At 62.8% G+C, this 23,063-nt stretch carries 26 protein-coding genes and 1 pseudogene; 20 read left to right on the top strand and 7 right to left on the bottom strand.

Annotated features, from left to right (window positions below; genetic code table 11):
- The 4 genes and pseudogenes from ACQUSY_RS12670 to ACQUSY_RS12655 form a co-directional block, all read left to right on the top strand.
- A pseudogene (locus tag ACQUSY_RS12670) lies at positions 1-130 on the top strand (IS481 family transposase); the annotation flags it as partial.
- A gap of 145 nt (positions 131-275) precedes the next feature.
- The gene (locus ACQUSY_RS12665; RefSeq protein ID WP_428904818.1) at positions 276-827 is read left to right on the top strand and encodes a hypothetical protein; all 552 of its coding nucleotides are present in this window, start codon (positions 276-278) and stop codon (positions 825-827) included.
- Positions 821-1,624, top strand: a complete 804-nt coding sequence (locus tag ACQUSY_RS12660; protein WP_428904817.1) for a hypothetical protein — start codon at positions 821-823, stop codon at positions 1,622-1,624. Before ACQUSY_RS12665 ends, ACQUSY_RS12660 begins: the two co-directional genes overlap by 7 nt.
- Before the next feature lie 254 nt (positions 1,625-1,878).
- Positions 1,879-2,844, top strand: a complete 966-nt coding sequence (locus ACQUSY_RS12655) for a potassium channel family protein (RefSeq protein ID WP_428904816.1) — start codon at positions 1,879-1,881, stop codon at positions 2,842-2,844.
- 47 nt (positions 2,845-2,891) lie between these two features.
- Here the strand turns inward: ACQUSY_RS12655 and ACQUSY_RS12650 are convergent, their stop codons facing one another.
- Complete coding sequence (locus ACQUSY_RS12650) at positions 2,892-3,563, bottom strand: potassium channel family protein (RefSeq protein WP_428904815.1); 672 nt, start codon at positions 3,561-3,563, stop codon at positions 2,892-2,894.
- Positions 3,556-4,995, bottom strand: a complete 1,440-nt coding sequence (locus ACQUSY_RS12645) for a TrkH family potassium uptake protein (protein ID WP_428904814.1) — start codon at positions 4,993-4,995, stop codon at positions 3,556-3,558. Before ACQUSY_RS12645 ends, ACQUSY_RS12650 begins: the two co-directional genes overlap by 8 nt.
- A 79-nt stretch (positions 4,996-5,074) precedes the next feature.
- Between ACQUSY_RS12645 and ACQUSY_RS12640 the strand changes: the two genes are divergently transcribed.
- The 9 genes from ACQUSY_RS12640 to ACQUSY_RS12600 all read left to right on the top strand — a co-directional run bounded on the left by ACQUSY_RS12640 (position 5,075) and on the right by ACQUSY_RS12600 (position 10,957).
- Positions 5,075-5,479, top strand: a complete 405-nt coding sequence (locus tag ACQUSY_RS12640; protein ID WP_428904813.1) for an ArsR/SmtB family transcription factor — start codon at positions 5,075-5,077, stop codon at positions 5,477-5,479.
- A 326-nt stretch (positions 5,480-5,805) separates the two neighbouring features.
- Positions 5,806-5,997, top strand: coding sequence for a helix-turn-helix domain-containing protein (locus ACQUSY_RS12635; RefSeq protein ID WP_428904812.1), 192 nt, complete (start codon positions 5,806-5,808; stop codon positions 5,995-5,997).
- Between the two features lie 107 nt (positions 5,998-6,104).
- Positions 6,105-6,203 carry a 30S ribosomal protein bS22 gene (locus ACQUSY_RS12630; protein WP_003792170.1) on the top strand — a complete coding sequence of 33 codons (99 nt, stop codon included), beginning with the start codon at positions 6,105-6,107 and terminating at the stop codon, positions 6,201-6,203.
- 130 nt (positions 6,204-6,333) lie between these two features.
- On the top strand, positions 6,334-6,609 hold the full coding sequence (locus ACQUSY_RS12625) for a metal-sensitive transcriptional regulator (protein ID WP_428904811.1): 276 nt from the start codon (positions 6,334-6,336) through the stop codon (positions 6,607-6,609).
- A complete protein-coding gene (locus tag ACQUSY_RS12620) occupies positions 6,596-8,296 on the top strand; it encodes an FAD-dependent oxidoreductase (RefSeq protein ID WP_428904810.1) in 1,701 nt (566 codons plus the stop codon). Before ACQUSY_RS12625 ends, ACQUSY_RS12620 begins: the two co-directional genes overlap by 14 nt.
- Positions 8,283-8,573, top strand: a complete 291-nt coding sequence (locus ACQUSY_RS12615) for a rhodanese-like domain-containing protein (protein WP_147825190.1) — start codon at positions 8,283-8,285, stop codon at positions 8,571-8,573. The genes ACQUSY_RS12620 and ACQUSY_RS12615 overlap by 14 nt, the downstream gene beginning before the upstream one ends.
- A 90-nt stretch (positions 8,574-8,663) precedes the next feature.
- Positions 8,664-8,939, top strand: coding sequence for a glutaredoxin family protein (locus tag ACQUSY_RS12610; protein WP_428904809.1), 276 nt, complete (start codon positions 8,664-8,666; stop codon positions 8,937-8,939).
- Positions 8,936-9,241 (top strand): Dabb family protein, encoded by a 306-nt coding sequence (locus ACQUSY_RS12605; protein ID WP_428904808.1) that lies wholly within the window; start codon positions 8,936-8,938, stop codon positions 9,239-9,241. The genes ACQUSY_RS12610 and ACQUSY_RS12605 overlap by 4 nt, the downstream gene beginning before the upstream one ends.
- 243 nt (positions 9,242-9,484) lie before the next feature.
- On the top strand, positions 9,485-10,957 hold the full coding sequence (locus ACQUSY_RS12600; RefSeq protein WP_428904807.1) for a hypothetical protein: 1,473 nt from the start codon (positions 9,485-9,487) through the stop codon (positions 10,955-10,957).
- Positions 10,958-11,028: 71 nt separating this feature from the next.
- Here the strand turns inward: ACQUSY_RS12600 and ACQUSY_RS12595 are convergent, their stop codons facing one another.
- The 5 genes from ACQUSY_RS12595 to ACQUSY_RS12575 form a co-directional block, all read right to left on the bottom strand.
- On the bottom strand, positions 11,029-11,211 hold the full coding sequence (locus tag ACQUSY_RS12595) for a YegP family protein (protein WP_147825186.1): 183 nt from the start codon (positions 11,209-11,211) through the stop codon (positions 11,029-11,031).
- A 95-nt stretch (positions 11,212-11,306) separates the two neighbouring features.
- On the bottom strand, positions 11,307-12,428 hold the full coding sequence (locus ACQUSY_RS12590) for an ABC transporter ATP-binding protein (protein WP_428904806.1): 1,122 nt from the start codon (positions 12,426-12,428) through the stop codon (positions 11,307-11,309).
- Complete coding sequence (locus ACQUSY_RS12585; protein WP_428904805.1) at positions 12,425-13,237, bottom strand: ABC transporter permease; 813 nt, start codon at positions 13,235-13,237, stop codon at positions 12,425-12,427. The genes ACQUSY_RS12590 and ACQUSY_RS12585 overlap by 4 nt, the downstream gene beginning before the upstream one ends.
- Complete coding sequence (locus ACQUSY_RS12580; protein ID WP_428904804.1) at positions 13,234-13,950, bottom strand: ABC transporter permease; 717 nt, start codon at positions 13,948-13,950, stop codon at positions 13,234-13,236. Before ACQUSY_RS12580 ends, ACQUSY_RS12585 begins: the two co-directional genes overlap by 4 nt.
- Positions 13,951-14,257: 307 nt before the next feature.
- The gene (locus ACQUSY_RS12575) at positions 14,258-15,382 is read right to left on the bottom strand and encodes an ABC transporter substrate-binding protein (protein WP_428904803.1); all 1,125 of its coding nucleotides are present in this window, start codon (positions 15,380-15,382) and stop codon (positions 14,258-14,260) included.
- A 241-nt stretch (positions 15,383-15,623) separates the two neighbouring features.
- Here ACQUSY_RS12575 and aspS point away from each other — a divergent pair, with 241 nt between their 5' ends.
- The 7 genes from aspS to ccsB all read left to right on the top strand — a co-directional run bounded on the left by aspS (position 15,624) and on the right by ccsB (position 22,878).
- Positions 15,624-17,414, top strand: a complete 1,791-nt coding sequence (aspS, locus tag ACQUSY_RS12570) for an aspartate--tRNA ligase (RefSeq protein WP_428904802.1) — start codon at positions 15,624-15,626, stop codon at positions 17,412-17,414.
- 64 nt (positions 17,415-17,478) lie between these two features.
- Positions 17,479-18,183 carry a DedA family protein gene (locus tag ACQUSY_RS12565; protein ID WP_428904801.1) on the top strand — a complete coding sequence of 235 codons (705 nt, stop codon included), beginning with the start codon at positions 17,479-17,481 and terminating at the stop codon, positions 18,181-18,183.
- A gap of 57 nt (positions 18,184-18,240) precedes the next feature.
- Positions 18,241-18,870 carry a histidine phosphatase family protein gene (locus ACQUSY_RS12560; RefSeq protein WP_428904800.1) on the top strand — a complete coding sequence of 210 codons (630 nt, stop codon included), beginning with the start codon at positions 18,241-18,243 and terminating at the stop codon, positions 18,868-18,870.
- The gene (locus tag ACQUSY_RS12555) at positions 18,867-19,469 is read left to right on the top strand and encodes a TlpA family protein disulfide reductase (protein ID WP_428904799.1); all 603 of its coding nucleotides are present in this window, start codon (positions 18,867-18,869) and stop codon (positions 19,467-19,469) included. Before ACQUSY_RS12560 ends, ACQUSY_RS12555 begins: the two co-directional genes overlap by 4 nt.
- Positions 19,466-20,209, top strand: coding sequence for a cytochrome c biogenesis CcdA family protein (locus ACQUSY_RS12550; protein ID WP_428904798.1), 744 nt, complete (start codon positions 19,466-19,468; stop codon positions 20,207-20,209). The genes ACQUSY_RS12555 and ACQUSY_RS12550 overlap by 4 nt, the downstream gene beginning before the upstream one ends.
- A complete protein-coding gene (gene resB, locus ACQUSY_RS12545) occupies positions 20,190-21,866 on the top strand; it encodes a cytochrome c biogenesis protein ResB (protein ID WP_428904797.1) in 1,677 nt (558 codons plus the stop codon). The genes ACQUSY_RS12550 and resB overlap by 20 nt, the downstream gene beginning before the upstream one ends.
- Positions 21,867-21,870: 4 nt before the next feature.
- On the top strand, positions 21,871-22,878 hold the full coding sequence (gene ccsB / locus ACQUSY_RS12540) for a c-type cytochrome biogenesis protein CcsB (RefSeq protein ID WP_428904796.1): 1,008 nt from the start codon (positions 21,871-21,873) through the stop codon (positions 22,876-22,878).
- Positions 22,879-23,063: the final 185 nt, after the last annotated feature.

The following is a 23,063-nucleotide window of genomic DNA, read 5'->3' as shown; positions in this document are numbered from 1 at the left end:
CTCCAACGACGACCGAGCCGCTGCCTTGACGACCTGGCTCGACCACTACAACCTAGACAGGCACCACCTCGGCATCGGAGGCAAGACCCCCATCGACCGAATCAACAACGGTCGAGGTCAGTACACCTAGGGGGCGGAACCATGGGTGGCGGTGGCGGAACCATGAGTGGCGGGTGGCGGAACCATGGGCTTCGTGAGCGCGGAACCATAGGCTGTGGATAAAGCACGCCGTCGGTACGGAAATTTTGTACCGTCACTCCATGCGGATCTCTCGGATGGTAGCTGTTGTCGGCGTCGTGTCGCTGCTCACGCTCGCGGGATGCACAGATGCGCCCGAGGAGCCGCTGCCTATTCCGACGTCGAGCAAGACCGCCGAGCCCACCCCGACACCCGAGTACACGCCCGGGATCGATCCGGAGGCCGACGTCGCGGCAGCGATCAAGACCTATGAGGCGTACATCGCAGCTGAAAACGGGTTGGTCGTATCTGACCGCAGTACTTGGGATCCCTATCTTGATTTGCTAGTCGGTGAGATGCGTGATGGCACACTAGCGAGACTCACCGCAATGGCTGAGGACGGAACTTCGCTGAGTGGCGAGACAAGGATCCTGTCGACTTCGCTTTTCGGTCAGGACGCGCAACGTGTTGTGTTGGATGTGTGTCTTGACATTGGAGATACCGACATCGTCGGCAAGGACGGGCTGTCCTTGGTCAGCGCGGGTCGCGACCCAATCTCGGCCATGCGTGTGAGAGTCGTGCCGGGTGACGATACCAGTTCCTGGAATGTCGATTACATCATCTTCAGAGACGATGGCCCCACATGCTAGCTGAACTCCTGATGGTCGGGATGTTGTTCGCCGCCGGAACAGATGTAGAAACTGAGTCACCTCCTTCGGGTTCTCCGTGCGACTGCGATTTTGAAGAGGAAGACGACTACGTCGATATTTGGGGCACTCGCATTGGCAAGGAGGAATCTGAGTACGGCATCGAACTCCCTCCCGACGAGGACGGAAACCCGCGCTTTTCCGAAGCTCCCAACCCGATCACCCTTTGCAATACGGGTGACGATACGTTCCCAGTGATCGACCCACTCGAGGGCGATTGCATGCCAGGGGATGACGAACCGGGCATCCCGTACCCGACGATCTCCGATCTCGCACGCTTCACTCCGAACCCGCCAACCCTCACCGGCGAGCCGTACACCGCCGGTGTCATTGGCAAGCCCACGAACTTCCTCAGTACGGCGAGCGAACACACTCTCGATGGGGAGCTCTTCGGCTTCCCCGTGAGTGTCCGGTTCTCGCCGGTCGAGTACACCTTCGACTACGGCGACGGAACCACGGCCACGGTCACCGACGCCTACGATTCGTGGGCTGAGGCGGGGCTGCCGCAGTTCACCCCGACCGCCGCCGCGCACACCTACTCGGCGAAGGGCCAGTTCGATGTCAGCGTGACCGTGTATTACTCGGCTGCCGTGAACTTCTGGGGCACGGGCACGTGGCTGCCCGTCGACGGCTACGTTCACGCGAGCGCGTCGGGTTACGCCGTCACGATCTACGAGGTTGTCACCGCGCTCGTCGACAAAGACTGCAACGAAGACCCCACCGGCATCGGCTGTCCGTAAGCGCGCTGCCCGCGCACCCACGCTCCTGGTTCCGCCCCGCCCCGCGCAACCGCACTCCTGGTTCCGTGCCCCGACGTCGTCGCCCGCAAAACCCGCGCCATGCCCCTCAAACCCGCCGTCACGTCGCGTTCAAGAGCGCCGAAACGCTTCGCTACACTCAAGCCAAGCCCAGGGAGATTGGGCTCGCGCTCGCCGGTACGTGAAGGCGGGCCGCCGCCGTCGCGCCCGCGCGCCGGATCTCAAAGGAGAGACCCGTGCCCACGCCGACCCTTTCCGAGCGCTTGCGCTACCGTTTTGACGTCTGGATGGCCGGCGGCACCGTCGCCCTCATGGGCCTCCTCGGCCTCGCCACCCTCATCTTCGTTGTTGTGCTCGGCATCATCACATGGGTGGTACTCGCCATCGTCGACGACAAAACATCAGCAGACCCCGACGACGACGCGTTCGACTTCATTTGGGGTTCGCTCATGCGCGCGCTGGACCCCGGAACCATGGGTGGCGACCGCGGGTGGTGGTTCCGTCTGCTGATGCTGATCGTCACAAACGGTGGCCTGGTCATCGTCGCAAGCCTGATCGGCATCGTCTCGGGCGCCGCCGACAGCCGCGTCGAGCAGCTGCGCAAGGGCCGCTCGCGCGTGCTCGAGAAAGACCACACCCTGATTCTGGGCTGGAACCCCAAGGTCTTCACAATCGTGCAAGAGCTCGCCACGGCTAACGAATCTCGGGGGCGCTCGCACATCGTGATCCTTGCCGACCGCGACAAGGTCGACATGGAAGACCTGCCCAGCATGCCCACAGAGCTCAACCAATACGTCGCGCCGGGGTCGATCGCGACGATTGTCACGCGCGGTGAGTCACGCGTCACGCAAAACATGGATCGCATGGCCATCACGCACCAGCGCGGTGATGCCACCCAGCGGAGCTTCCTCGAATCGCTTGACCCGACCTCGTACGACCACGTCGTGGTGCTCGCCGACATGTCGATCAATGCAGAGCAGGCAGACAGCCGCACTCTCGTCACGCTGCTGCAGTTGCGCGACATCGCACGCCGCAACGGCAAAGACCTCAACATCGTGACCGGCGAAACCGCGATCGGGTTCAGTCAGGCCGCCAACTCGCGCAACAAGGCCGAGGGGTACGGCGTGCGCCTCAACCCCACCAAGTCCGAGCGCCTCACCTTCGCCGCCGGCGACGAGGTCATCGTGCTCGCAGAGGCGTAATTTCGCGCCGCAACCTCTCGCTCAACGGGGGGAGGCGGCCCGAAAACCTAGCGGTCGAGGGCCGCGAAGCGTTCGATGTCGGAGTTGGTGCCTGACACGATGATGAGGTCGTGGTTCGTGACGACGGTGTCGGCCTCGGCGTACCGGAATGGCTTGCCGGGGCTCTTCACGCCGACGACGGTGACCTTGTACTTCGAGCGCACGCCCGATTCGTTCAGGCCAACGCCGCGAATGAAGCGCGGCGGGTACATCTTGGCGAGCACGAAGTCGTCGTCGAAGCGGATGAAGTCGAGCATGCGGCCCGAGACGAGGTGCGCGACGCGCTCGCCAGCTTCACGCTCGGGGTAGATGACGTGGTTCGCGCCGACGCGGGCGAGAATCTTGCCGTGCGACTGCGACACTGCCTTCGCCCAAATCTGCGGAATCTTAAGGTCAACGAGGTTCGCGGTGATCAGCACCGACGCCTCGATCGACGAACCCACCGCAACGACGGCAACCTGAAAGTCCTGGGCGCCAACCTGGCGCAGCGCATCGAGGTTCTTCGCGTCGGTCTGCACGGTGTGCGTGACGCGCTCCGACCACTTCTGCACGAGCTCGAGGTTCTCGTCGATTGCCAAGACCTCGCGGTCGAGGCGGTCTAGTTCTCCCGCGCACGCGGCGCCGAAACGCCCCAGTCCGATGACGAGCACGGGGGCATCGCTGCGGATCTTCTCAACCAACGATCGGCCTTTCAACGGGCAGCGAGTACAGCTGCGTACGGGCGGTGGCGGCCACTGCTGCGGCGAGTGTCACTGTACCAACGCGACCCATGAACATGGTGAGCGCGAGCACGTAAACGCCGGAGTCCGGCAGGTCTTCGGTGAGCCCCGTCGACAGGCCAACCGTGGCGAAACCGGAGATCACGTCAAACAGAACGTGTTGCAACGGCGCCTTTGTGATTTGCAAAATGATGATGGTCGACAGGGCCACGATGGTCGCGCCCCACGCCACGACCGAGATTGCAACACGCTGCACGTCAGACGGAATGCGGCGGCCGAACGCCTCAACGGTCTGGCGCCCGCGCGCCTCAGACCAGACGGCGAGGGCGAGTACGGCGAGCGTGGTCACCTTGATACCGCCGGCGGTGGAAGCGGAACCACCACCCACGAACATGAGCATGGAGCCAACCAGCATGCTCGAGCCGTTGAGCTCAGAAATATCGATCACCGCGAAGCCACCGGAGCGGGTCATCGCGGAGAGGAAGAAGGCTTGGAAGGTGGTGTCCCACGCGTCCATCGAGCCGAACGTCTTCGGGTTGTTGTACTCGAGCACAAGGAAGACGGCAGCGCCCGCGAGGAACAAGACGACCGTAGTAATGATCGTCAGCTTCGCGTGCAGTGACCAGCGGCGCACGTGCCACACGTGCTTGGCGAGCGCGAAAATCACCGGGAAACCGATGGAGCCCAAGAACACGCCGACCATGAGCACGCTCAAGAACAGGTAGTCGTCGGCAAACGGCGTGAGCCCACCAGCGTTCGGTGTGAAGCCGGTGTTCGTGAACGCCATGGCCGCGTAGTACGGTGCCTCCCACAGGGCCGTGAGCGGGTCAACCCCCGCGATCACCATGAGCGGGTACAGCAACACCGCGAGCGTCGCCTCAATGATGAGCGTCGACAGCGCGACCGTCACGAGCAGCTGGCCGACCTCACCGAGACGAACGGTCTGGCCCTCGTTCACCGGGCCACCGTGCACGCGCAGCGGGTTGGAATCGCCGGCAGCGATCAACTTCGCACGCAAGCCCAGGCGTTTCGAGATCACAAGACCAAGAATTGACGCGAGCGTCAACACGCCCATTGCGCCGATCTGCACACCGAGAAACACCAGCGTGTGGCCGAGCGGCGACCACTGCGTGTCCATATTGACGGTCGTGAGGCCCGTCACACAGATCGTTGACATCGCCGTAAAGAAGGCGTCAGCGAGCTTCAGTGATTGCCCGTCAGCGGAGGCTGCCGGGATCGAAAACAGCCCGGTGAACAGCAAAATGAGGGTGCTAAAGATGATGACGGCAAAACGGGCAGGCGACTTTGTCGTCTGCTCGCGCAAATCATGGAACCAGGAGCGGAATCGCTCAGAGAAAGGGCGCTGGGTGGATGCGCGCGTACGCCGTGCCATCTGTGCGTCCCTCCCCTCAAATCGTGAATTCAGGTCGCCCGTCATGGTACTCCTCGCGAGCACTGACTAACCTAAACACATGGCTGACATCTTCGACGTGATCGCCGACGGTACAAGGCGAGAAATCTTGCGCCTCCTTTTAGACCGCTCCGACACGCCCTCGTACGACGGCACGAGTGTGTCCCACATCGTGGCCGACCTCGGTGTGAGCCAGCCCACCGTCTCCAAGCACCTCAAGGTTTTGCGCGAGGCCGGGCTCGTCGTCGTGCGTGAAGAGGGTCAGCACCGCTACTACAGCCTCGACCCGTCGCCACTGGCCGACATCGACGACTGGATCCTGCCCTTCCTCGACGCCGAGGTTCCGGATTCTGCCGCGTCTCTTCCGGAGCCGGCCGTCAACGCCGCCGAGTTCGTCGGCCGCGCCGCGGCCTCGGCAAAGCACGCTGTCGAGAGCGTGTGGCGTCGCCTCCCGGGCGTCAACTAAGGCACCGGAACCACGGGTCCTGCCCCGCAGAAAAAGAGATGCGAGCGGGAAGGATGCTCCAGATCTGCATCCCACCCGCTCGCGCAAGGGAACCATTAGGGGGACTGGTTCCGCATCTTCGGGAATCTCAGACCGAAGTGCTTGCAGACCATTTGACTCCAGCACCCTGGAATGGGGATGGGCGCACCTTATGGGGTTTCTGAGAACACTGCCGCGAACCAGCCGTGCACGAAACTGAACTTCTCCCACGCCAGTCACAAAAATCACAGGTATTTACACGCGCCACATCAGTCCCATAGAGTGACAGAAAACAGGGGGAGTCGGAAATGGCGGAAATTCCAGAGGTGACGTTCTTAACAGTCGCCGAGGTTGCGAAGCTCATGCGTGTGTCAAACATGACGGTGTACCGCATGGTTCACTCGGGCGAGTTGCCCGCCGTGCGCTTCGGCCGTTCCTACCGCGTCCCCGAATCTGACGTGATTGCCGCGATGAACCGACCCATCGCAAACGCGGGCTGATCACGACACCCTCTGACAGCGTGTAAACTGTCGGAGGCATTAATCTGCCCGTTCCCGGACGCCCGGGTCACGTCCCGTCCGTCCAGCCCCGATCTAGTGAGGTTTCCGTGGGTTCAGTCATTAAGAAGCGCCGCAAGCGTATGGCGAAGAAGAAGCACCGCAAGTTGCTTCGTAAGACTCGTCACCAGCGCCGCAACAAGAAGTAAGCGGCTGGTCTTCCAGACCGTAGACACTCAGCGCCTGTCAATTTTGACGGGCGCTTTGTGTTTTCTTGCAGCGGAACCAGTGGGCTGATTTCCCAGGTTCGGGATACCCCCGGGGGTATATAGTGGGGGCATGGCTGAAGAGAAGAGCGACGAACTCCACGTCAATATGGATCACGCGATGCCGCGCCTCAAGCGTGCGTACGGGCAGTTGGCCGGGGTCATGAACATGATTGAATCCGACCGCGATTGTTCTGATGTTTTGACCCAGCTGGCTGCCGTGTCCAAGGCCATCGACCGCGCCGCCTTCTCCATCATTTCCTCTGGGCTGGAGCAATGCTTCATTAACCCGGAGTCGACCGAACAAGACCGTGCCCGATTGGAGAAGCTGTTCCATGCCTTCGCGTAAGCGCATCCTCGTCGTCGGTGGTGTCGCAGGAGGCATGAGCTTCGCTGCCCGCGCCCGCCGCCTCGACAACAACGCCGACATCATCGTGTTCGAAAAGGGCGATGAGGTCTCGTATGCAAACTGCGGCCTTCCCTACTTTGTCTCCGGCGAGATTGAGAACCAGTCGTCGCTGCTCGTGCAGACGCCCGCCTCACTCAAGGCCGCCCTCGACCTTGACGTGCGCACCGGCCACCTCGTCACCGGCATCGACACCGAGCGCCGTATCGTGCGTGTTTTCGAAAGCCCAGATGCCACTGAGCCGACCGAGTTTGAGTACGACGAGCTCGTGCTCTCGCCCGGTATGTTCTCAGGAATCGCAGATTACCCGGGTGTGACCGAAGTGCGCTCGCGCCTCAGCACGCTGCGCACTGTTCCTGACGCCATTCAGCTCGAGAGCATCGCACAGAGCGCATCGTCGGCTGTCGTTCTCGGTGGCGGCTACATTGGCGTTGAAGCAGCAGAAGCATTGCGCTCACGTGGCCTGGAGGTGCACCTCGTGCAGCGCTCGGCTCACGTGCTGACGCACCTCGAGACCGAACTCGCGTCGTACATCACCACGGAGCTCGAGGCGAACGGCGTCGTTATCCATGCGAACGCGCAGCCGACCGGCTTCAGCGAGCGCGATGGCCAGCTCATCGTCGCCCTCAGCAACGACAGCGAGATCGTGACCGATCACGCCGTGATTGCCCTCGGCGGTGTTCCGGCGACGCAGATCGCCCCCGAGTCGATCGCAAAGACCGACCGCGGCCTGATCATCGTTGACGAAAACGGTCGCACCTCGGCCCCCAACGTTTGGGCCGTCGGCGACGCTGTGACGCACGTCGACCCGATCACCGGAGCCCTGCGTTCCGTTGCCCTCGCTGGTCCCGCGAACCGTGACGGCCGCTACATCGCCGACGCCATGCTGTCGACGAGCTTCCGCCCGAGGCCTGCGGCCCTCGGCACGTCGATCGTGCGTGTCTTTGGCCTGGCAGCTGGCGCCACCGGAGCTAACTCGCGCGAACTCATCGCCGCGGGCATTCCGTTCGAAACCCTGCACCTGCATGCCAATTCGCACGCCGGCTACTTCCCTGGTTCCGAAGCCATCCACCTCGTTGCGTACTTCGCGACTGATGGTGACGAGCGTGGCCGCATTTACGGCGCGCAGGCTGTCGGTCGCGACGGCATCGACAAACGCATCGACGTCATCGCCACCGCGATTCGCGGCGGCATGACGATCGATCAGCTGGCCGATCTTGACCTCTCCTACGCGCCGCCGTTCGGTAGTGCGAAGGATGCGGTGCAGATGGTGGGCTTCGTCGCGCAGAACGTGCTCGACGGAACCACGACACTGTGGCAAGCGCGCGACCTGGAGAAGGTGATGGCTGAGAGCCTCATTCTCGACGTGCGTCGTGCCGATGAGTTCGCCACCGGTCACCTGCCTGGCGCGCTCAACGTGCCGCACACTGAACTGCGCGAGTGCCTCGATGAGGTCATCGCCGCAGCGAACGGTCGCCCGGTGCGTGCGCACTGCGCTGCCGGAATTCGTTCATACCTCGCTCACCGTGTGCTGGTTGCGGCGGGCCTCGATTCTGCAACACTTTCAGGAGGGATGCAGACCCTCATCGCCTACCACGGGAAGGACATCCTGACTCATGAAGACAATTGACGTATCGGAGCTCGAAGGCCGCGGCCTGCCGCTCGTTGACGTTCGCGAGGTTGACGAATACGCCGCTGGCCACGTGCCGGGCGCGATCAACATTCCGATGTCGCAGATCACCGAGCGCCTGGGCGAACTGCCCGAGGGTGCTTTCGACGTGATCTGCCAGTCGGGTGGTCGCTCGGCTCGCGTAAGCGAGTACCTCGAGGCCCAGGGCCATGATGTCACCAACATTGACGGTGGCACCGGCGGCTGGATCTCGCTCGGCAAGCCGGTCGAGCAGTAAGACGCTCGTAAACACCCCGATACGCCCGGTGCGTGTCGGGGTGTTTTGCGTTCGAGAGCCCGTATGCCTCAGCGGGCATAGAATTGAAGTGTGACCACTCTCACCCTGATCGGCAAAGACGGCTGCCACCTGTGTGACGTTGCTGAAGGCATCGTCGAGCAGGTTATTGTCGAGCTTCCCGATGACGTGGCCGACACCATTGAAGTCGAATCCGCTTCGATTCTTGAAGACAAGGCGCTGTACGACCAGTGGTGGGAGAAGATCCCCGTCGTGCTGATTGACGGTGAGTTGCACGCGTATTGGCGAGTGGCCGCTGACCGGCTTCACGACGCCCTGCTCGCCGCTAACAAGGAGAACGCGCGATGACCGTTCGTCACGTCGTTGCTTGGCGCCTGGCCGCCACCGATGAAGCCGAGCGCGCAGCGCACGCGAACGAAATCGTGAGCCGTCTTTCGGCACTTGTCGGCGTGGTTCCGTCGATCTTGTCGTTGACGGCAGGCGCTGAAGCGCTGTACGTCGGAACCAACTGGGACGTCGTGCTGATCGCCGACTTTGCAGACCAGGAGGGCCTCGAGGCCTACCAGGCGCATCCCGCGCATAAAGAGGCCGGCACCTTCATCCGCAGCGTCGTTGCCGACCGCGTGGCTGTCGATATTCACGTCGCCTGACGAGAATTGACCTCGTCAAGTCGTCGACTCGGCTTTGAATTTTGACTTTGACCAGTCTTGAATCGATGACAATGATTTCCTGATCAGGTGGGAAAAAATAGTCATCCGATCAGTTGACAACGCCTATTGGCGTGTATGTATCATCCCCCCATGTGCGTGAGGCCTCGGCCCGCAGTCCAGATGCATCTTTCGCGCACGGTGCGCACGTCGTTGCGCATGAATCTCAAAATTGATGGGGAGAACATGAAAGTAAATCGTCGCGCCTCGCGGGCGTCGCTTGCGACGCGAATAGTGGGCGTCGTGGCAGCGAGTGCACTCATCGTGCTGGCACCATTCGCGGCGCAGGGCGCCGTTGCTGCCGTCATATCGAGCACTGGTCCGCTGACCGAAATTGAAACCACCGCTGACCTCAACTGTCGTGTCGAGCACATTGAAGACGACGCCAGCGAGTTCTTCGGACGCACGGCGTGCGCAACGCTCGTCACCATGGGTGGCGTGCTCTACGGGCCAGAAAACATCCCGGCCGGTGGCGCTACGAACAGTGCCGTAGCGTGGACCCCCGTCTCTCAGGAGCAGGGTGGTTCCGGAACCGCGGCTGATCCGTTCTGGATCAAGACCGTTGTGCAGGGTGGCCCGCTCACGGTGACACAAGATGACACGTACGTCGACGGTGACAACGCCTATCGCACGTCGATTTCTGTCAACTCGAGCGAGCCCGGCGACGTCATCATCTACCACGGTGGCGACTGCTATCTGCAGAACAGTGACGACGGCTTCAGCGAGCAAGACCCGGCGACGGGTGCGACGACGTGCCGCGCGGTCAACGAGACCGGCGACGGTCCTGGTGAGCGCATTGAGCAGTTCGTGCCGCTGACCGGTGGCAACACGTTCATGGTCGGTCGCTACAGCGCGGTGTGGGCTGCGATCGCAGAAATGTTGCCGCTGCCCAACACGGTTCTCGAAGGTGAAACCGACAACGGCATGGCCTTGGCTTGGGGTTACACGCTCGAGGCTGGCGATTCGGCAAGCGTCTCGCTGCTGACCAACTTCTCGCCGCTGGGCGTTCGCCCACTGCCGACGTCACTGGCGCCCGAATTCCCCACGACGCCGGTTGACGACGCTGTGACGGTCACCGCGACGGTGGAGAACCCGAACGTCATGGATATCGAGCTCTCCGAGTTGGTCGTCACTCTCACTGATGGTCTCACCTACATTCCTGGCACGACGATCGGTGCCGACGAGCCGACGGTTGACGGCCAGACGCTGACCTTCGCTGGGCCGATTACGGTCACCGCGGACGGCCAAGTGCAGGTCGATTTCGACGTCACTGCTGACACGGCTGGTTCGTTCGCCGTCAACCTGACGGGTCGCGCAACCGGCGGCGCTCCGGTGCTGGCTTCGAACACGACGGTCGTGTTCGAAGGTGTCTCGCCGACGCCGACTCCGACTCCGACGCCGACTCCCACGCCGGAGCCCACCCCGACTCCGACGCCGACTCCCACGCCGGAGCCCACCCCGACTCCCACGCCGGAGCCGACCGCCACGCCGACGCCGACCGCATCTGCGTCGCCGACCCCGAGCCCGACGCAGTCGGCAGCGCTGGCAGTGACCGGTGCGGCTGAGTCGAGCGGATACCTGGGTGCAGCATTCGTGCTGATGCTCGCTGGTTCCGTCCTGATTCTGGGTGCACGCCGCGCACAGCGTAGCGAAAGCTAAACAGAGCTAGACACAGCAAGAGAGGCGGGGTGGTTCTTTTCAGAACCATCCCGCCTCTCGCTCGTTGTGGATTACTTTTCGATTTCGACGACGTCGGCGTCCGCAGCGTTGCGGCGAACCGAGTCAATGCCATTGAGTGCGCTTGCCTTTGAAGCGTAGCCCTGGCTCGTTGCGATCACTTCGCCGTTACCTGCTTTGAGGTTCCAGCGGTAGTCGCCAGCCTTGTCGACCCAAACTTCAAACTTTCCTGCCACGGGTATTCCCTTCGTCAATACGTGAGGTACAAGACATCGTCTTGCGACCAAAGTAGCGGTGTGCGGCCCCGCTGACTAGAGCAGAGGCCGGATGATTAGGCCGGGGTCGCCGCCGCCGCCCCCGCCGACGATGAGTCGGTTCGTGGGCGAGCGGTCACCGCAACCGGGGTGAGGGCGAGGCCAACCTGGTCACCGAACTGCGGCTTGATGGCGGCATCATGCTGCACCGCGACGCGGTGCCCAGAGGCCGTGAGCACAACGGTGCGGCGAAAGCTTCCGAGAAAGGTGCTCTCTTGCACGGTGGCGTTCTCGGCGGCTCCTTCGGGAGAGACAAGCCGCACATTCTCGGGGCGCAGTCCCACCTCCACGTTGCCAGACATCGGTGTGGTGAGAGCCACGACGTCACCCCAAATGCGCACGGTGTCGCCCTGGGCTTCTCCGGGGACGACCGAAGAGAGGCCGACGAACGCGGCCACGAACGGTGAAGCCGGACGCTCATAGAGCTGCTCCGGGGTTCCGATCTGTTCGATGCGGCCCCCATTCATCACGGCGATGCGATCGGAGACGGCCAGCGCCTCCTCTTGGTCGTGCGTGACGAAGACGGTGGTGGTTCCGAGACGCAACTGCAACCGCCGGATTTCATCGCGTAACTGCACGCGCACCTTGGCATCCAACGCAGACAACGGCTCATCGAGCAGCAGGACGCGCGGTTCGGTCACGAGTGCGCGAGCGAGCGCGACGCGTTGCTGTTGCCCGCCGGAGAGCTGATGGGGGTAGCGGGAGGCGAAGCCGTCGAGGCCCACGAGATCAAGCGCGTCGTGGGCGCGTGTGACGGCTTCCCGTTTGCCGAGGCTGCGGCGGCGCAACCCAAAAGCCGTGTTTTCCACGACCGTGAGATGCGGAAACAGGGAGTATGACTGGAACACCATGCCAATGTCGCGTCGGTTGGTGGGCACGGCCGTGACATCCCGTTCGCCGAGCAACACCTGGCCGCTCGTCGCGTCCTCCAGGCCCGACAGGACGCGCAGCGCGGTGGTCTTGCCGCAACCGCTCGGGCCGAGCAGGGAGACGAACTCGCCCGGCTCGATGTTGAGATCAAGATCATGAAGCACTCGATGGGTGCCGTAGCTCTTTGAAATCGCGCGAAACTCGACGCGTGCAGAATGCGTTGCCGCCGACAGGAGGGTGTTGCTATCGGTGGGAGGAAAGAGTGTCATGAGGAGGCCTTTCCGAAGCCGCGCCGCGTGAGCAGCCCGATCGTGAGGAGCAGGAGGAAGCACAGCGCGAGGGCCATCAGGGTAAAGATGGCCGGCGCGTACGGGTCAGATTTCGACACGACGACGAGCGCCGTCTGCAACACCTGACGGTTCAGGAGCGATGCGATCGTGTATTCGCCCAACACGACGGCAACCGAAATGAGCGAGGCTGAGAGCAGGCCCGAGCGCAGGTTCGGAGCCAGCACTCGCCACAGCACCGTCGGCCACGAGGCGCCCAATGTGCGCGCCGCCTCCGACAGGGTCTTCAGATCGATCGCGTCGATCGACGCCTGGATCGCGCGGAACGCGAACGGCAACACCACGATGCCGTAGGCAAATGCCAGCGTCCACGCCCCGGTTCCGAGTGTGCGTGCGATCGGCAAGTACAGCGGCGCGAGACCGACAACGAGCACGATCGCCGGAATAGAAATCGGTAGCAGTGCGACAAACTCAAACAGGGGTTTGAGGCGCACAAACCGCAGGTTCACAAGGATCATCGTTGGCGCAACGAGCAGCAGCACAATCGCGACGGTGAGCACCGCCAGAGTGAGTGAGTTGCCAATCGCGATCCACAGCGGGCGCATGGTGGCGGTGTTCTCTGGCGAGAAAACCGCGACCCAGCGATCCCACGAGTAGGTGCCCGTGCGAGAGTCGCGCACGGTATAGATCGCCGTGCTGACCAACGGAACCGCGAAAATGGTTCCGATCACGATGCCGATGACCCAGCGGGTGCCGGTGCGCGGACCGAACCGCGCTGGGGATGCGCTCATTGCTGCCACCTCGCCGCTCGGCGCTGGATGACGGTATACGCCGTCATGACGATGCCGACGATCACGATCATGCCGAGGGCGAGCGCGCCCGCGAGGTTCTCTCGCCCCAGCAGGGTCTCGCTCGTGAGTGCCGTACGAATCTGGAGCGTCACAATTTGCGAGCCCTGACTGATCAGGGCGGCGGCGGTGGCGAACGAGGAGAACGCATTTGCGAACAGCAGCAGCGTGCAGGCCAGAAACGAGGGGAGCAGCACCGGAAAGCCGATGGTGGTCCAGAACGACCACCGCGTTCCGCCCAGGGTGAGATTCGCCTCTGCCCATTGCGGCTTCAGCGCGGCCAGCGCGGGCATGAACGTGATCACCATGAGGGGTACCTGAAAGTACAGGTAGGGCATGATGAGCCCGGGCACTTCGTACAACCACAACCCGTCTTCGTAGATGTTGATGCCCCACGTGTCTCGCATGAGCACGGTGACAACGCCCTGGGCGCCCATCGTGGCGATGAACGTGAAGGCCAGCGTCACGCCGCCGAACTGGGCGAGAACCCCCGAAGCAGCATCGACGAGAGCGCGCGCGATGCCGTTTTCACGCACGCCCAAAAGCGCATAACAGACGAGACCGCCGATGACGGCGCCGCCGAGTGCCGTGACGGCGGAGACCCAGAGCGAGTTGACAAATGTCTGCTGTACGAGCGGATCAAACAGCGCGAGCACATTGTCGGCCGTGAGGGATCCGTCATCGGCGAACAGCGCGGATCCGAGGGCGAGCGNTTGACAAATGTCTGCTGTACGAGCGGATCAAACAGCGCGAGCACATTGTCGGCCGTGAGGGATCCGTCATCGGCGAACAGCGCGGATCCGAGGGCGAGCGCTGTCGGCAGGAGCAGAAAGAGGAACACGTAGACGGCGAACGGAACCAATCCGATCGCCGCCCACGTCATCCGCGGCCGGGACGAGGACGGAGTCTTCGTCCCGGCCGCGCGGCTCCCCTTCTCCGCCGGTGTGGCGAGGGAAGCGGAGGTCACTGAACTGCCGATGCCCACTTCTCGCCGAGCAGCGTTCCGGCGTCTGAGCTTTGCGTTTCGGTCGGAACCACGCTGTCGGCGGGTGCCGCAGGCAGGGCGTCGGCCAGGGCCTTGTCGATGGTTCCGGCTTCGATCATTGCTTCCATGCGGGCGGGGCGAGCGCCACCAGCGAGCCACATGTTTTGTGCCTCGTCGCTGTACAGAAACTCTTGCCACAGGCGGGCGGCGGCCGGGTGGGGTGCATCAATGTTGATGGCCTGGTTGTAGTACGAGGCGTAACCGGTGCCGTCGAACACAACGACCTTCCAGTCGGGGTTCTCGGCGGAGTGAGCAGCGTTGAGGTAGTCCCAGTCGAAGACGACGGGGGTCTCACCGCTGGCCACCGTTGCCGGCGTTGCGTCAACCTTGATGAAGTTGCCAGCCGCGTTGACAGCCGAGAAGAAGTCGATGCCGGGCTGGAAGTCATCCAGCGTGCCATCGCTCAAAACCGTTGCAAGACCAACGGCTGCGAAGGCAGCACCGGCCTGCGTCGGGTCGCCGTTGAGAGCAACCGATGCCTTGTAGTCGGCCTTGAGGAGGTCTTCAAGCTTGGTGGGTTCGGGCAGCTTCGACGAGTCGTAGCCGACCGACATGTATCCGCCGTAGTCACCGACGAACAGGCCACTCGGCTCCTTGAGAGCGTCGGGAATGTCGTCCCAGTTCTCGACCTTGTAGGGGGCGAACTGGTCGGTGCTCTGCAGGGCAACCGTGAGGCCCAGGTCGAACACGTCGGGTGCCGTGTCGAGGCCCTTGTTGTTTTTAGCTGCCTGAATCTCTTCGGCGCTGGAAACGTCGGGCGACTGCTCGACGATTTCGATGTCGGGGTACTTGGCGGCGAAGGCGTCCAGAATCTCGCCGTAGTTTGCCCAGTCGCGGGGGAGGGCGATGACGTTGAGCTGGCCCTCCGCGATGGCGGCCTTTTCGAGGTCTTCGAGGGTGCCGAAGTCGGCGAGGCTCGTTGCGGTTGCGGCAGCGTTGTCGCCGCCGCCGTCGGATGCGCCGCACGCGCTGAGGGTCAGTGCTGCTGCGGTGGCCAATGCGATGCCGGCGCCAATGCGACCGGTCTTACGCAGGGTAGTCATGGGATGTGTGATTTCCTCTCGGGTAGCTCGCGCCAGGGCGACGCAAACTGAGTGCGCATCGACGCTAGGAGCCGAAGGTCAACCACAACCGATCAGAAGTTGAACAACAGGTAGCGGCTGTATTGCCGCGGTATCGCCGCGCGCGTCGCCGCCACCGTTGGGCGCGCACAGCGCACCCGCGTAGACTGGCACGATATGTGTGGCTACCCGCCACACCCCACTACTTTCGAAAGGACCCTTCGTGCTGCGCACTCATGACGCGGGAACACTCCGCGCAGAGCACATTGGTCAGACTGTCACCCTCGCCGGATGGGTGGCTCGCCGTCGCGATCACGGAGGCGTCGCCTTCCTCGATCTGCGTGACCGTTCGGGTATCGCCCAGGTGGTCGTGCACGATGAGGCCGTCTTCTCGCCGCTGCGCAATGAGTTTGTCGTTGCCGTCACCGGAACCGTGCAGGCGCGTCCGGCAGGCAACGAGAACCCTGAGCTGCCCACCGGTGAGATCGAAGTTGCCGTCGACACGCTGGAGGTGCTGAACACCAGTGCACCCCTGCCCTTTCAGGTCGATGACCACGCTGAAATCGGCGAAGAGGTGCGCCTGAAGCACCGCTACATCGACCTTCGTCGTTCGAAGCCGGCCGCAAACATGCGCCTGCGCTCGGAGGCGAACCGTGTCGCTCGCGAGCTGTTACACGAGGGCGGCTTCCTCGAGATCGAGACGCCGACGATGACCCGTTCGACGCCGGAGGGCGCTCGTGACTTCATCGTGCCCGCGCGCCTCGCGCCGGGCAAGTGGTACGCACTGCCCCAGTCGCCGCAGCTGTTCAAGCAGCTCCTGCAGGTCGGCGGCGTCGAGAAGTACTACCAGTTGGCACGTTGCTACCGTGACGAAGACTTCCGCGCCGACCGCCAGCCCGAGTTCACGCAGCTCGACATCGAGGCATCGTTCGTTGACCAGGACGACATCATCGCGCTCGGTGAAAAGATCGTGAAGCGCCTGTGGGCCCTCATCGATGTTGACGTCGACGGCCCGATCGAGCGCATCACGTACCACGAGGCGATGCGCCTGTACGGCTCGGACAAGCCCGACCTGCGTTTTGGTCTGCCGCTCGTTGAGCTCAAAGACTTCTTTAAAGACACCGAGTTCCGCGTGTTCCAGGCGCCGTACGTCGGTGCTGTCGTCATGCCCGGTGGGGCTTCGCAGGCTCGCCGCCAGCTCGACGCTTGGCAAGAGTTCGCCAAGCAGCGCGGTGGCAAGGGTCTCGCCTACGTGCTGGTTCAGGAAGACGGATCCCTCACCGGCCCCGTTGCCAAGAACCTCACTGAATGGGAGGCCGCAAACCTGGCGGAGGCGGTTGGCGCTAACCCGGGCGACTGCATCTTCTTCGGTGCGGGAGAGGCCAAGCCCACTCGTGCGCTGCTGGGCGCTGCCCGTGTCGAGATCGGTCACCGCACCGGTCTGATCAAGGACGGCGACTGGGCATTCGTGTGGGTTGTTGACGCACCGATGTTTGAGCCGGCTGCCGACGCCGTTGCCTCGGGTGACGTTGCCGTTGGCGGTGGCAAGTGGACCGCCGTGCACCACGCCTTCACATCGCCCAAGCCGGAGTTTGTTGACACGTTCGACACCGACCCGGGATCTGCCCTCGCCTACGCGTACGACATCGTCTGCAACGGAAACGAAATCGGTGGCGGTTCCATTCGTATTCACCGCCGTGACGTGCAGGAGCGCGTTTTCAGCGTCATGGGCGTGACGGACGAGCAGGCAACCGAGCAGTTCGGCTTCCTTCTCGAAGGCTTCAAGTACGGAGCTCCGCCGCACGGTGGAATTGCGTTCGGTTGGGACCGCGTTGTCTCCCTGTTGGCCGGTGAAGAGTCGATCCGCGAGGTCATCGCCTTCCCGAAGACCGGCGGCGGCTACGACCCGCTGACCGCAGCTCCCGCTCCGATTACCGAGCAGCAGCGCAAGGAAGCCGGCGTCGACGCGAAGCCCGAGCAACCCAAGGCTGACGAGGCCGAAGCCGACGAATAACACGACAGTGCGTACCGCCTTGCCCCGGGGATTTTCTCAGGGGTAGGGCGGTACGTTGTTTCACATGGCTAACGACGGATCCTGGCTCAGCGACCTCGCCGACGGCATCACGCACCTCATGGATGTGGTGGGAGCGTGGGGAGCGGGTGTCGCGATCGCCGCGGAGAACCTCTTTCCGCCGTTGCCAAGCGAAGTCATCTTGCCAATGGCGGGGCTGGCCGCATCTCGTGGATCTTTTACGCTGTTCGAAGCTCTGTTCTGGACAACGCTGGGCTCGGTTGTTGGCGCGTTCGCGCTCTACGGGCTGGGGCGTTTGCTGGGCATGCAGCGCTTGCGGCGGATGTTCGAAGTCATTCCGCTGCTCAAACCGGAAGACGTCGACAGCACCGTCACCTGGTTCAACAAACACGGGGGCAAAGCCGTGTTCTTTGGCCGCATGATCCCGATCTTCCGTAGCCTCATTTCGATTCCGGCTGGTGTCGCGAAAATGGCGCTCTGGAAATTTGGGCTGTTGACGGCTGCCGGTTCTCTGATCTGGAACTCGATCTTCGTTGGTGCCGGCTTCTTCCTCGGTGAGCAGTGGCACATCGTTGATAAGTACGCCGACGTGTTGCAATACGTCGTGATTGCGGTCGCCGCCGCTGCCGTCGCTGTCTTCCTTTTCGTGCGCATCCGTGCCGTCGTGCGTGCTCGTGCGCGCGGGCCGCAAACGGCGGTCGAACCCGTTGACGCAGACGACTCGGCCGAGGCCGACGAACCAACGCGATAAGCCGTTCTCCAGAAACCCTCAGGGGGTATTCAGATACCTCCAACGTAGACTGAGCACGTGCCCGCTGATCGAATCCATCTCGTGCGCCACGGCGAGGTTTTTAACCCCGAAGGCGTGCTCTATGGTCGCCTTCCCGGATACCGGTTGAGCGATAGCGGCCGAGAGATGGCACACGCCGCTACGGACTATCTGGTTGCCGACGGGCGCAACGTCACGCGGCTGATCTGCTCGCCGCTGCAGCGCACACAAGAATCTGCCGAGCCGTGGGCGCTCGCGTATGGTTTGACCCCCGTGATCGACGAGCGCGTGATTGAGCCGACGAACGTCTTCGAGGGCACGCGCATGCGCACGGCTCTGCGTAATCCGCTGAACTGGCGACACTTGCGTCGGCCCTCCCTGCCGAGTTGGGGCGAGCCGTTTGCATCGATGGCCTCGCGCATGCTGGCCGCGATGGACGACGCGTGGGAGTCGGTCGACGGCGGCGATGTTGTCATCGTGTCGCACCAGGCCCCGATCTGGGTGGCGCACCTCGCTGTTGCTGGGGAGAAGCTGGCACACGACCCCCGGTCGCGCCGGTGTGCGCTGTCGAGTGTGACCTCTTTTGAGCGCCACGGAACCACGTGGCGAGAAGTTGCGTACGCCGAACCGGCGCCAACAGATTCTGCGGTGGATGTAGGAGCGGTATGACCTCGCGCATGAAGAAGACGATCGCCACGCTGGTGGCTGCCGGCGCAATCCTCACCCTGAGCGCATGCACGCAGTCTGATCCCGCTACCGAGCAGTTCTTGAACAACGGCAATGCGGGATACATCTCCGACACCTATCAGGTCGTGGAGATCCCGGCCGAAGAACGCGGAGAGCCCGTGGCCTTCGCCGGCGAAACCGAGTACGGCGACGCCGTCAGTTCGGAAGATCTCCAGGGCGAGGTTGTCGTGGTGAACTTCTGGTTTGCTGCCTGCGGGCCGTGCCGTGTCGAAGCTCCCATCCTCGAAGAGGTGTACCAGGAGTACAAAGACGCCGGTGCAACCTTCCTCGGCGTCAACACGAGCGATCTGGCAGATACCGCGAAGTCCTTTGCAGACACCTACGGCGTGACCTATCCCAGCCTGATGGATGTCAAGACCGGCGAGGTGGAGCTCGCGTTTGCCGCTGTCGCCCCGATGACGGCTACCCCGACGACGGTCATTCTGGACAAGCAGGGCCGACCGGCTGCGCGCATTATTGGCGCTGTTCCCGACGCCTCGATTCTCAGCACGATCGTGCGTGAGCTCACGGAAGAATCGTGAGCCCCGAGGGCATCGTTCTCACCGGAACGCTGTGGGCTGCGCTCCCTATCGCTCTCTTGGCGGGACTCATCTCGTTCCTGTCTCCGTGCGTGTTGCCCATTGTTCCGGGATACCTGGGCTATATCTCGGGAGCGGTCTCCGCCGACGACAACGGTAAGACCCGCCGCGGCCGACTCCTTCTCGGTGTGTCGCTGTTCATCCTCGGTTTCACCGTCGTGTTCGTCGCGCTCGTCACCCTGACCGGAGTTGCGGCTCAGAACTTCGTTCGCTATGCCGATCTCGCCACCCGCATTCTCGGTGTCGTCGTGATCGTGATGGGCCTCGTCTTCATCGGCTTCTTGCGACTTTTTCAGCGCACCATGAAGCCCATGCCGCAAAAGCAGATGGGGCTGTGGGGTGCGCCCCTGCTGGGCGTTGCGATCGGTGTGGGCTGGTCGCCATGCATGGGTCCCACTCTTGGTGCGATCATGGCACTGTCATGGAACGTCGGTGATCCCGGTCGCGCTGCCCTGCTCGGTGTGGTGTATTCGCTGGGCCTCGGAATTCCGTTCATTCTGCTCGCGCTCGGCTTTGGCTGGGCGACGAAGGTGGTCGGGTTCTTCCGCCGCCACATCCGCGCCGTGAACATTGCGGGCGGCGCGCTCCTCATCATCATGGGTGTGCTCATGGTCTCCGGACTGTGGACCATCTGGATGACCCAACTCGGATCGGTGATGGATAGTGTCCAGCTCCCCCTCTAAGCCCACCTCGTCGGATCCGCTGCGCCCGGCTGATCACATTGATTCTGACGGCGTGATCTCGCAGCCCGCGCTTGGCTTTGTTGGCTGGATGCGGTGGGCGTGGCGACAGCTGACCAGCATGCGGACCGCCATCGTGCTGTTGCTTCTGATGGCGCTCGCCGCAATTCCTGGTTCCATTTTTCCGCAGCGGAGCGCCGATCCGAACGGCGTCGTGCAGTACCAGCAGAACGACCCTCAACTGTTCGAGGTGCTCGACTGGCTGAGCCTGTTCGACGTGTTCTCATCGCCCTGGTTCTCAGCGATCTACATCCTGCTGTTCGTGTCGCTCATCGGCTGCATCATTCCGCGCACGAAGCACCATGCCAAAGCTCTGCGCACCCGTCCGCCGCGCACCCCGGCGCGACTCGCGCGACTCGAGGACTACCGCGAAGACCTGTTCCAAGCCCCCGGTGACCCGGCCACAGACGCGGCCGAAGCGATTGACCTCGCCGAAAAGCAACTCAAAGCATCGGGCTACCGCGTCGAGCGGTATGACGGCAAGGGTGCCTTCTCGGTCTCGGCCGAGCGCGGCTACATGCGAGAGACCGGCAACCTGCTGTTTCACATGTCGCTTGTCGGTGTGCTGATCGCCGTCGGTATTGGCGGCGGGGTGACCTACAACGGCCAAACCGTCATCCGCGAGGGCGAGACGTTCGTGAACTCGCTGCTCAGCTACAACTCCATGAGCAAGGGGCGTTTCGTCTCTGATGACGCGCTGACGCCCTATTCGATGACGCTGGACTCGTTCGATGTGACCTATCGCGACACCGGTATGGCGGGAGACTTTGCCGCACATTTGAGCGTGAAGCGACCGGGAGAAGAACCAACGCAAGAAACGATCCGTGTCAATCACCCCCTCGGGTACGAGGGCGATCGTATTTTCTTGATGGGCAACGGCTATGCACCCACGATCACGGTTCGCAATGCCGACGGCGAGATCGTCTTTACCGACGATGTGCCCTTCCTCCCACAAGACGACTTCATGACCTCGACCGGTGTAGTGAAGATCACCGACGGCCTCGATGAGCAGCTCGGTCTCCAGGGCTTCTTCTACCCGACCGTCGCTCAGCTCGACTCGGGTGCGCTGACGTCACAGTTCCCCGATCTTCTCGCTCCGGTTCTGACGCTCGACGTGTACCAGGGTGACCTCGGCATCGACGATGGCACGCCCCGCAACGTCTACACGCTGAACGTCGAAGACATGGTCAAGCTCACAGGTCGTAATAGCGAGTTCGGCATCGAGTCGATTCAGCTCATGCCGGGTGAGACGGCAGACCTTCCGAATGGCATCGGAACCATCAGCTTCGATGCCAAAGATCCGCAGGCTGCTGAGGCGGGAGATTACTCGCACTCCGTGACCCGTTACGTCTCGTTGTCGTTCCACCACGATCCCACCACAACCTACGTGTTGCTCTTTGCGCTGTCGGCGCTGGCCGGCCTGGGCATGGCGCTGTTTGTTCCGCGTCGTCGCCTGTGGGTGAAGGCCACCGTCGACGGTGAACACGTGAAACTCGAATACGCGGGCCTGGCCCGGGGCGAAGACCCGCAACTCGCCGCCGTCGTCGAGCAGCTTGCTGACAAGCACCAAACCACCCTGACCTCATCGAAAGTAAACTGAGACCATGCCGTCAAACGTTGTTGAACTGGACAATCTGTCTGTCCTCATGATCTGGACTGCCGTCGCGATCTACGCGGTTGCCTTCCTGGTCTATGTGTTTGACCTGGCGCGCCGCGCGCAGGCCTCAGCCGACGCTCGCTTGGTGCGATCGCAGCAGCGTGAGGCCGTCGTTGCCGGTGGCGTGGGCTCAGGAGCAGGCGTTGCCCGTGAAGAACCGGCCGCCCCGGCGCAGCCTGGCGTCAACAAGCTGGCTCGCATTGCGACCGCGCTGACCGCTCTTGCCGTGCTGTTCCACCTGGCCGGTACGGTCTTGCGTGGCATCGCCGCCGAGCGTGTGCCGTGGTCGAACATGTATGAGTTCGCCATGACGGGCACCGTGCTGATCACGATCGTCTACCTGCTGGTCAACATCAAGTACGACCTGAAGTTCCTCGGAACCTTCATCACCGGTCTGGTCGTTGTGCTGCTCGGTGGTTCGGCTGTCGCCTTCTACGTCACCGTCGCCCCGCTCGCGGATCCGTTGCGCTCGGTCTGGCTCGTCATCCACGTCTTTGTGGCGACGCTGGCAACCGCGTTCTTCGCCCTGGCGTGCAGCCTCTCGATTCTGCAGCTGTTGCAGGCGCGTCGGGAAGCCAAGAAGATCGCTGATGCGAGCGCGTTGAAGAAGTCGTTCCTCGACACCCTGCCGACGGCCGATACCCTTGAGGGCCTCGCCTACCGGTTCTCGATCATCGGCTTCATTCTGTGGACCTTCACCCTCATCGCCGGATCCATTTGGGCCAACGACGCCTGGGGCCGCTATTGGGGCTTTGACACGAAAGAAGTATGGACCTTCGTGATCTGGGTTCTGTATGCCGGATACATCCACGCGCGCTCCACGCGCGGATGGCGCGGAAACCGTTCCGCATGGCTGTCGATCGTCGGATTCAGCGCCGTCCTGTTTAACTTCACGATCGTGAACATCTTCTTCAAGGGGCTGCACGCATACTCCGGTCTCACGACCGCGAACTAAGCGCACAAGAGCGAAGGGTCGGCCGAGTGCCGGCCCTTCGTCGTTGTGGCGCGGGTTATCCGGCTCTTCACGAACGAGGGTGTAGTTGGGGTCTGAAGCCTCCGGCTTCGAGTAGTGATCTGGCGACATAGTTCGTGAGGTTGCGGAAGCCGAGTGCGGAGCCGCGGAGGTGCTCGAGCCGCCCG

Source organism: Microbacterium daqui (assembly GCF_050408675.1).
Classification (GTDB): domain Bacteria; phylum Actinomycetota; class Actinomycetes; order Actinomycetales; family Microbacteriaceae; genus Microbacterium.
Note: the sequence above shows the minus strand (reverse complement) of the source record. Positions and strands in the feature narration are given on the sequence as shown.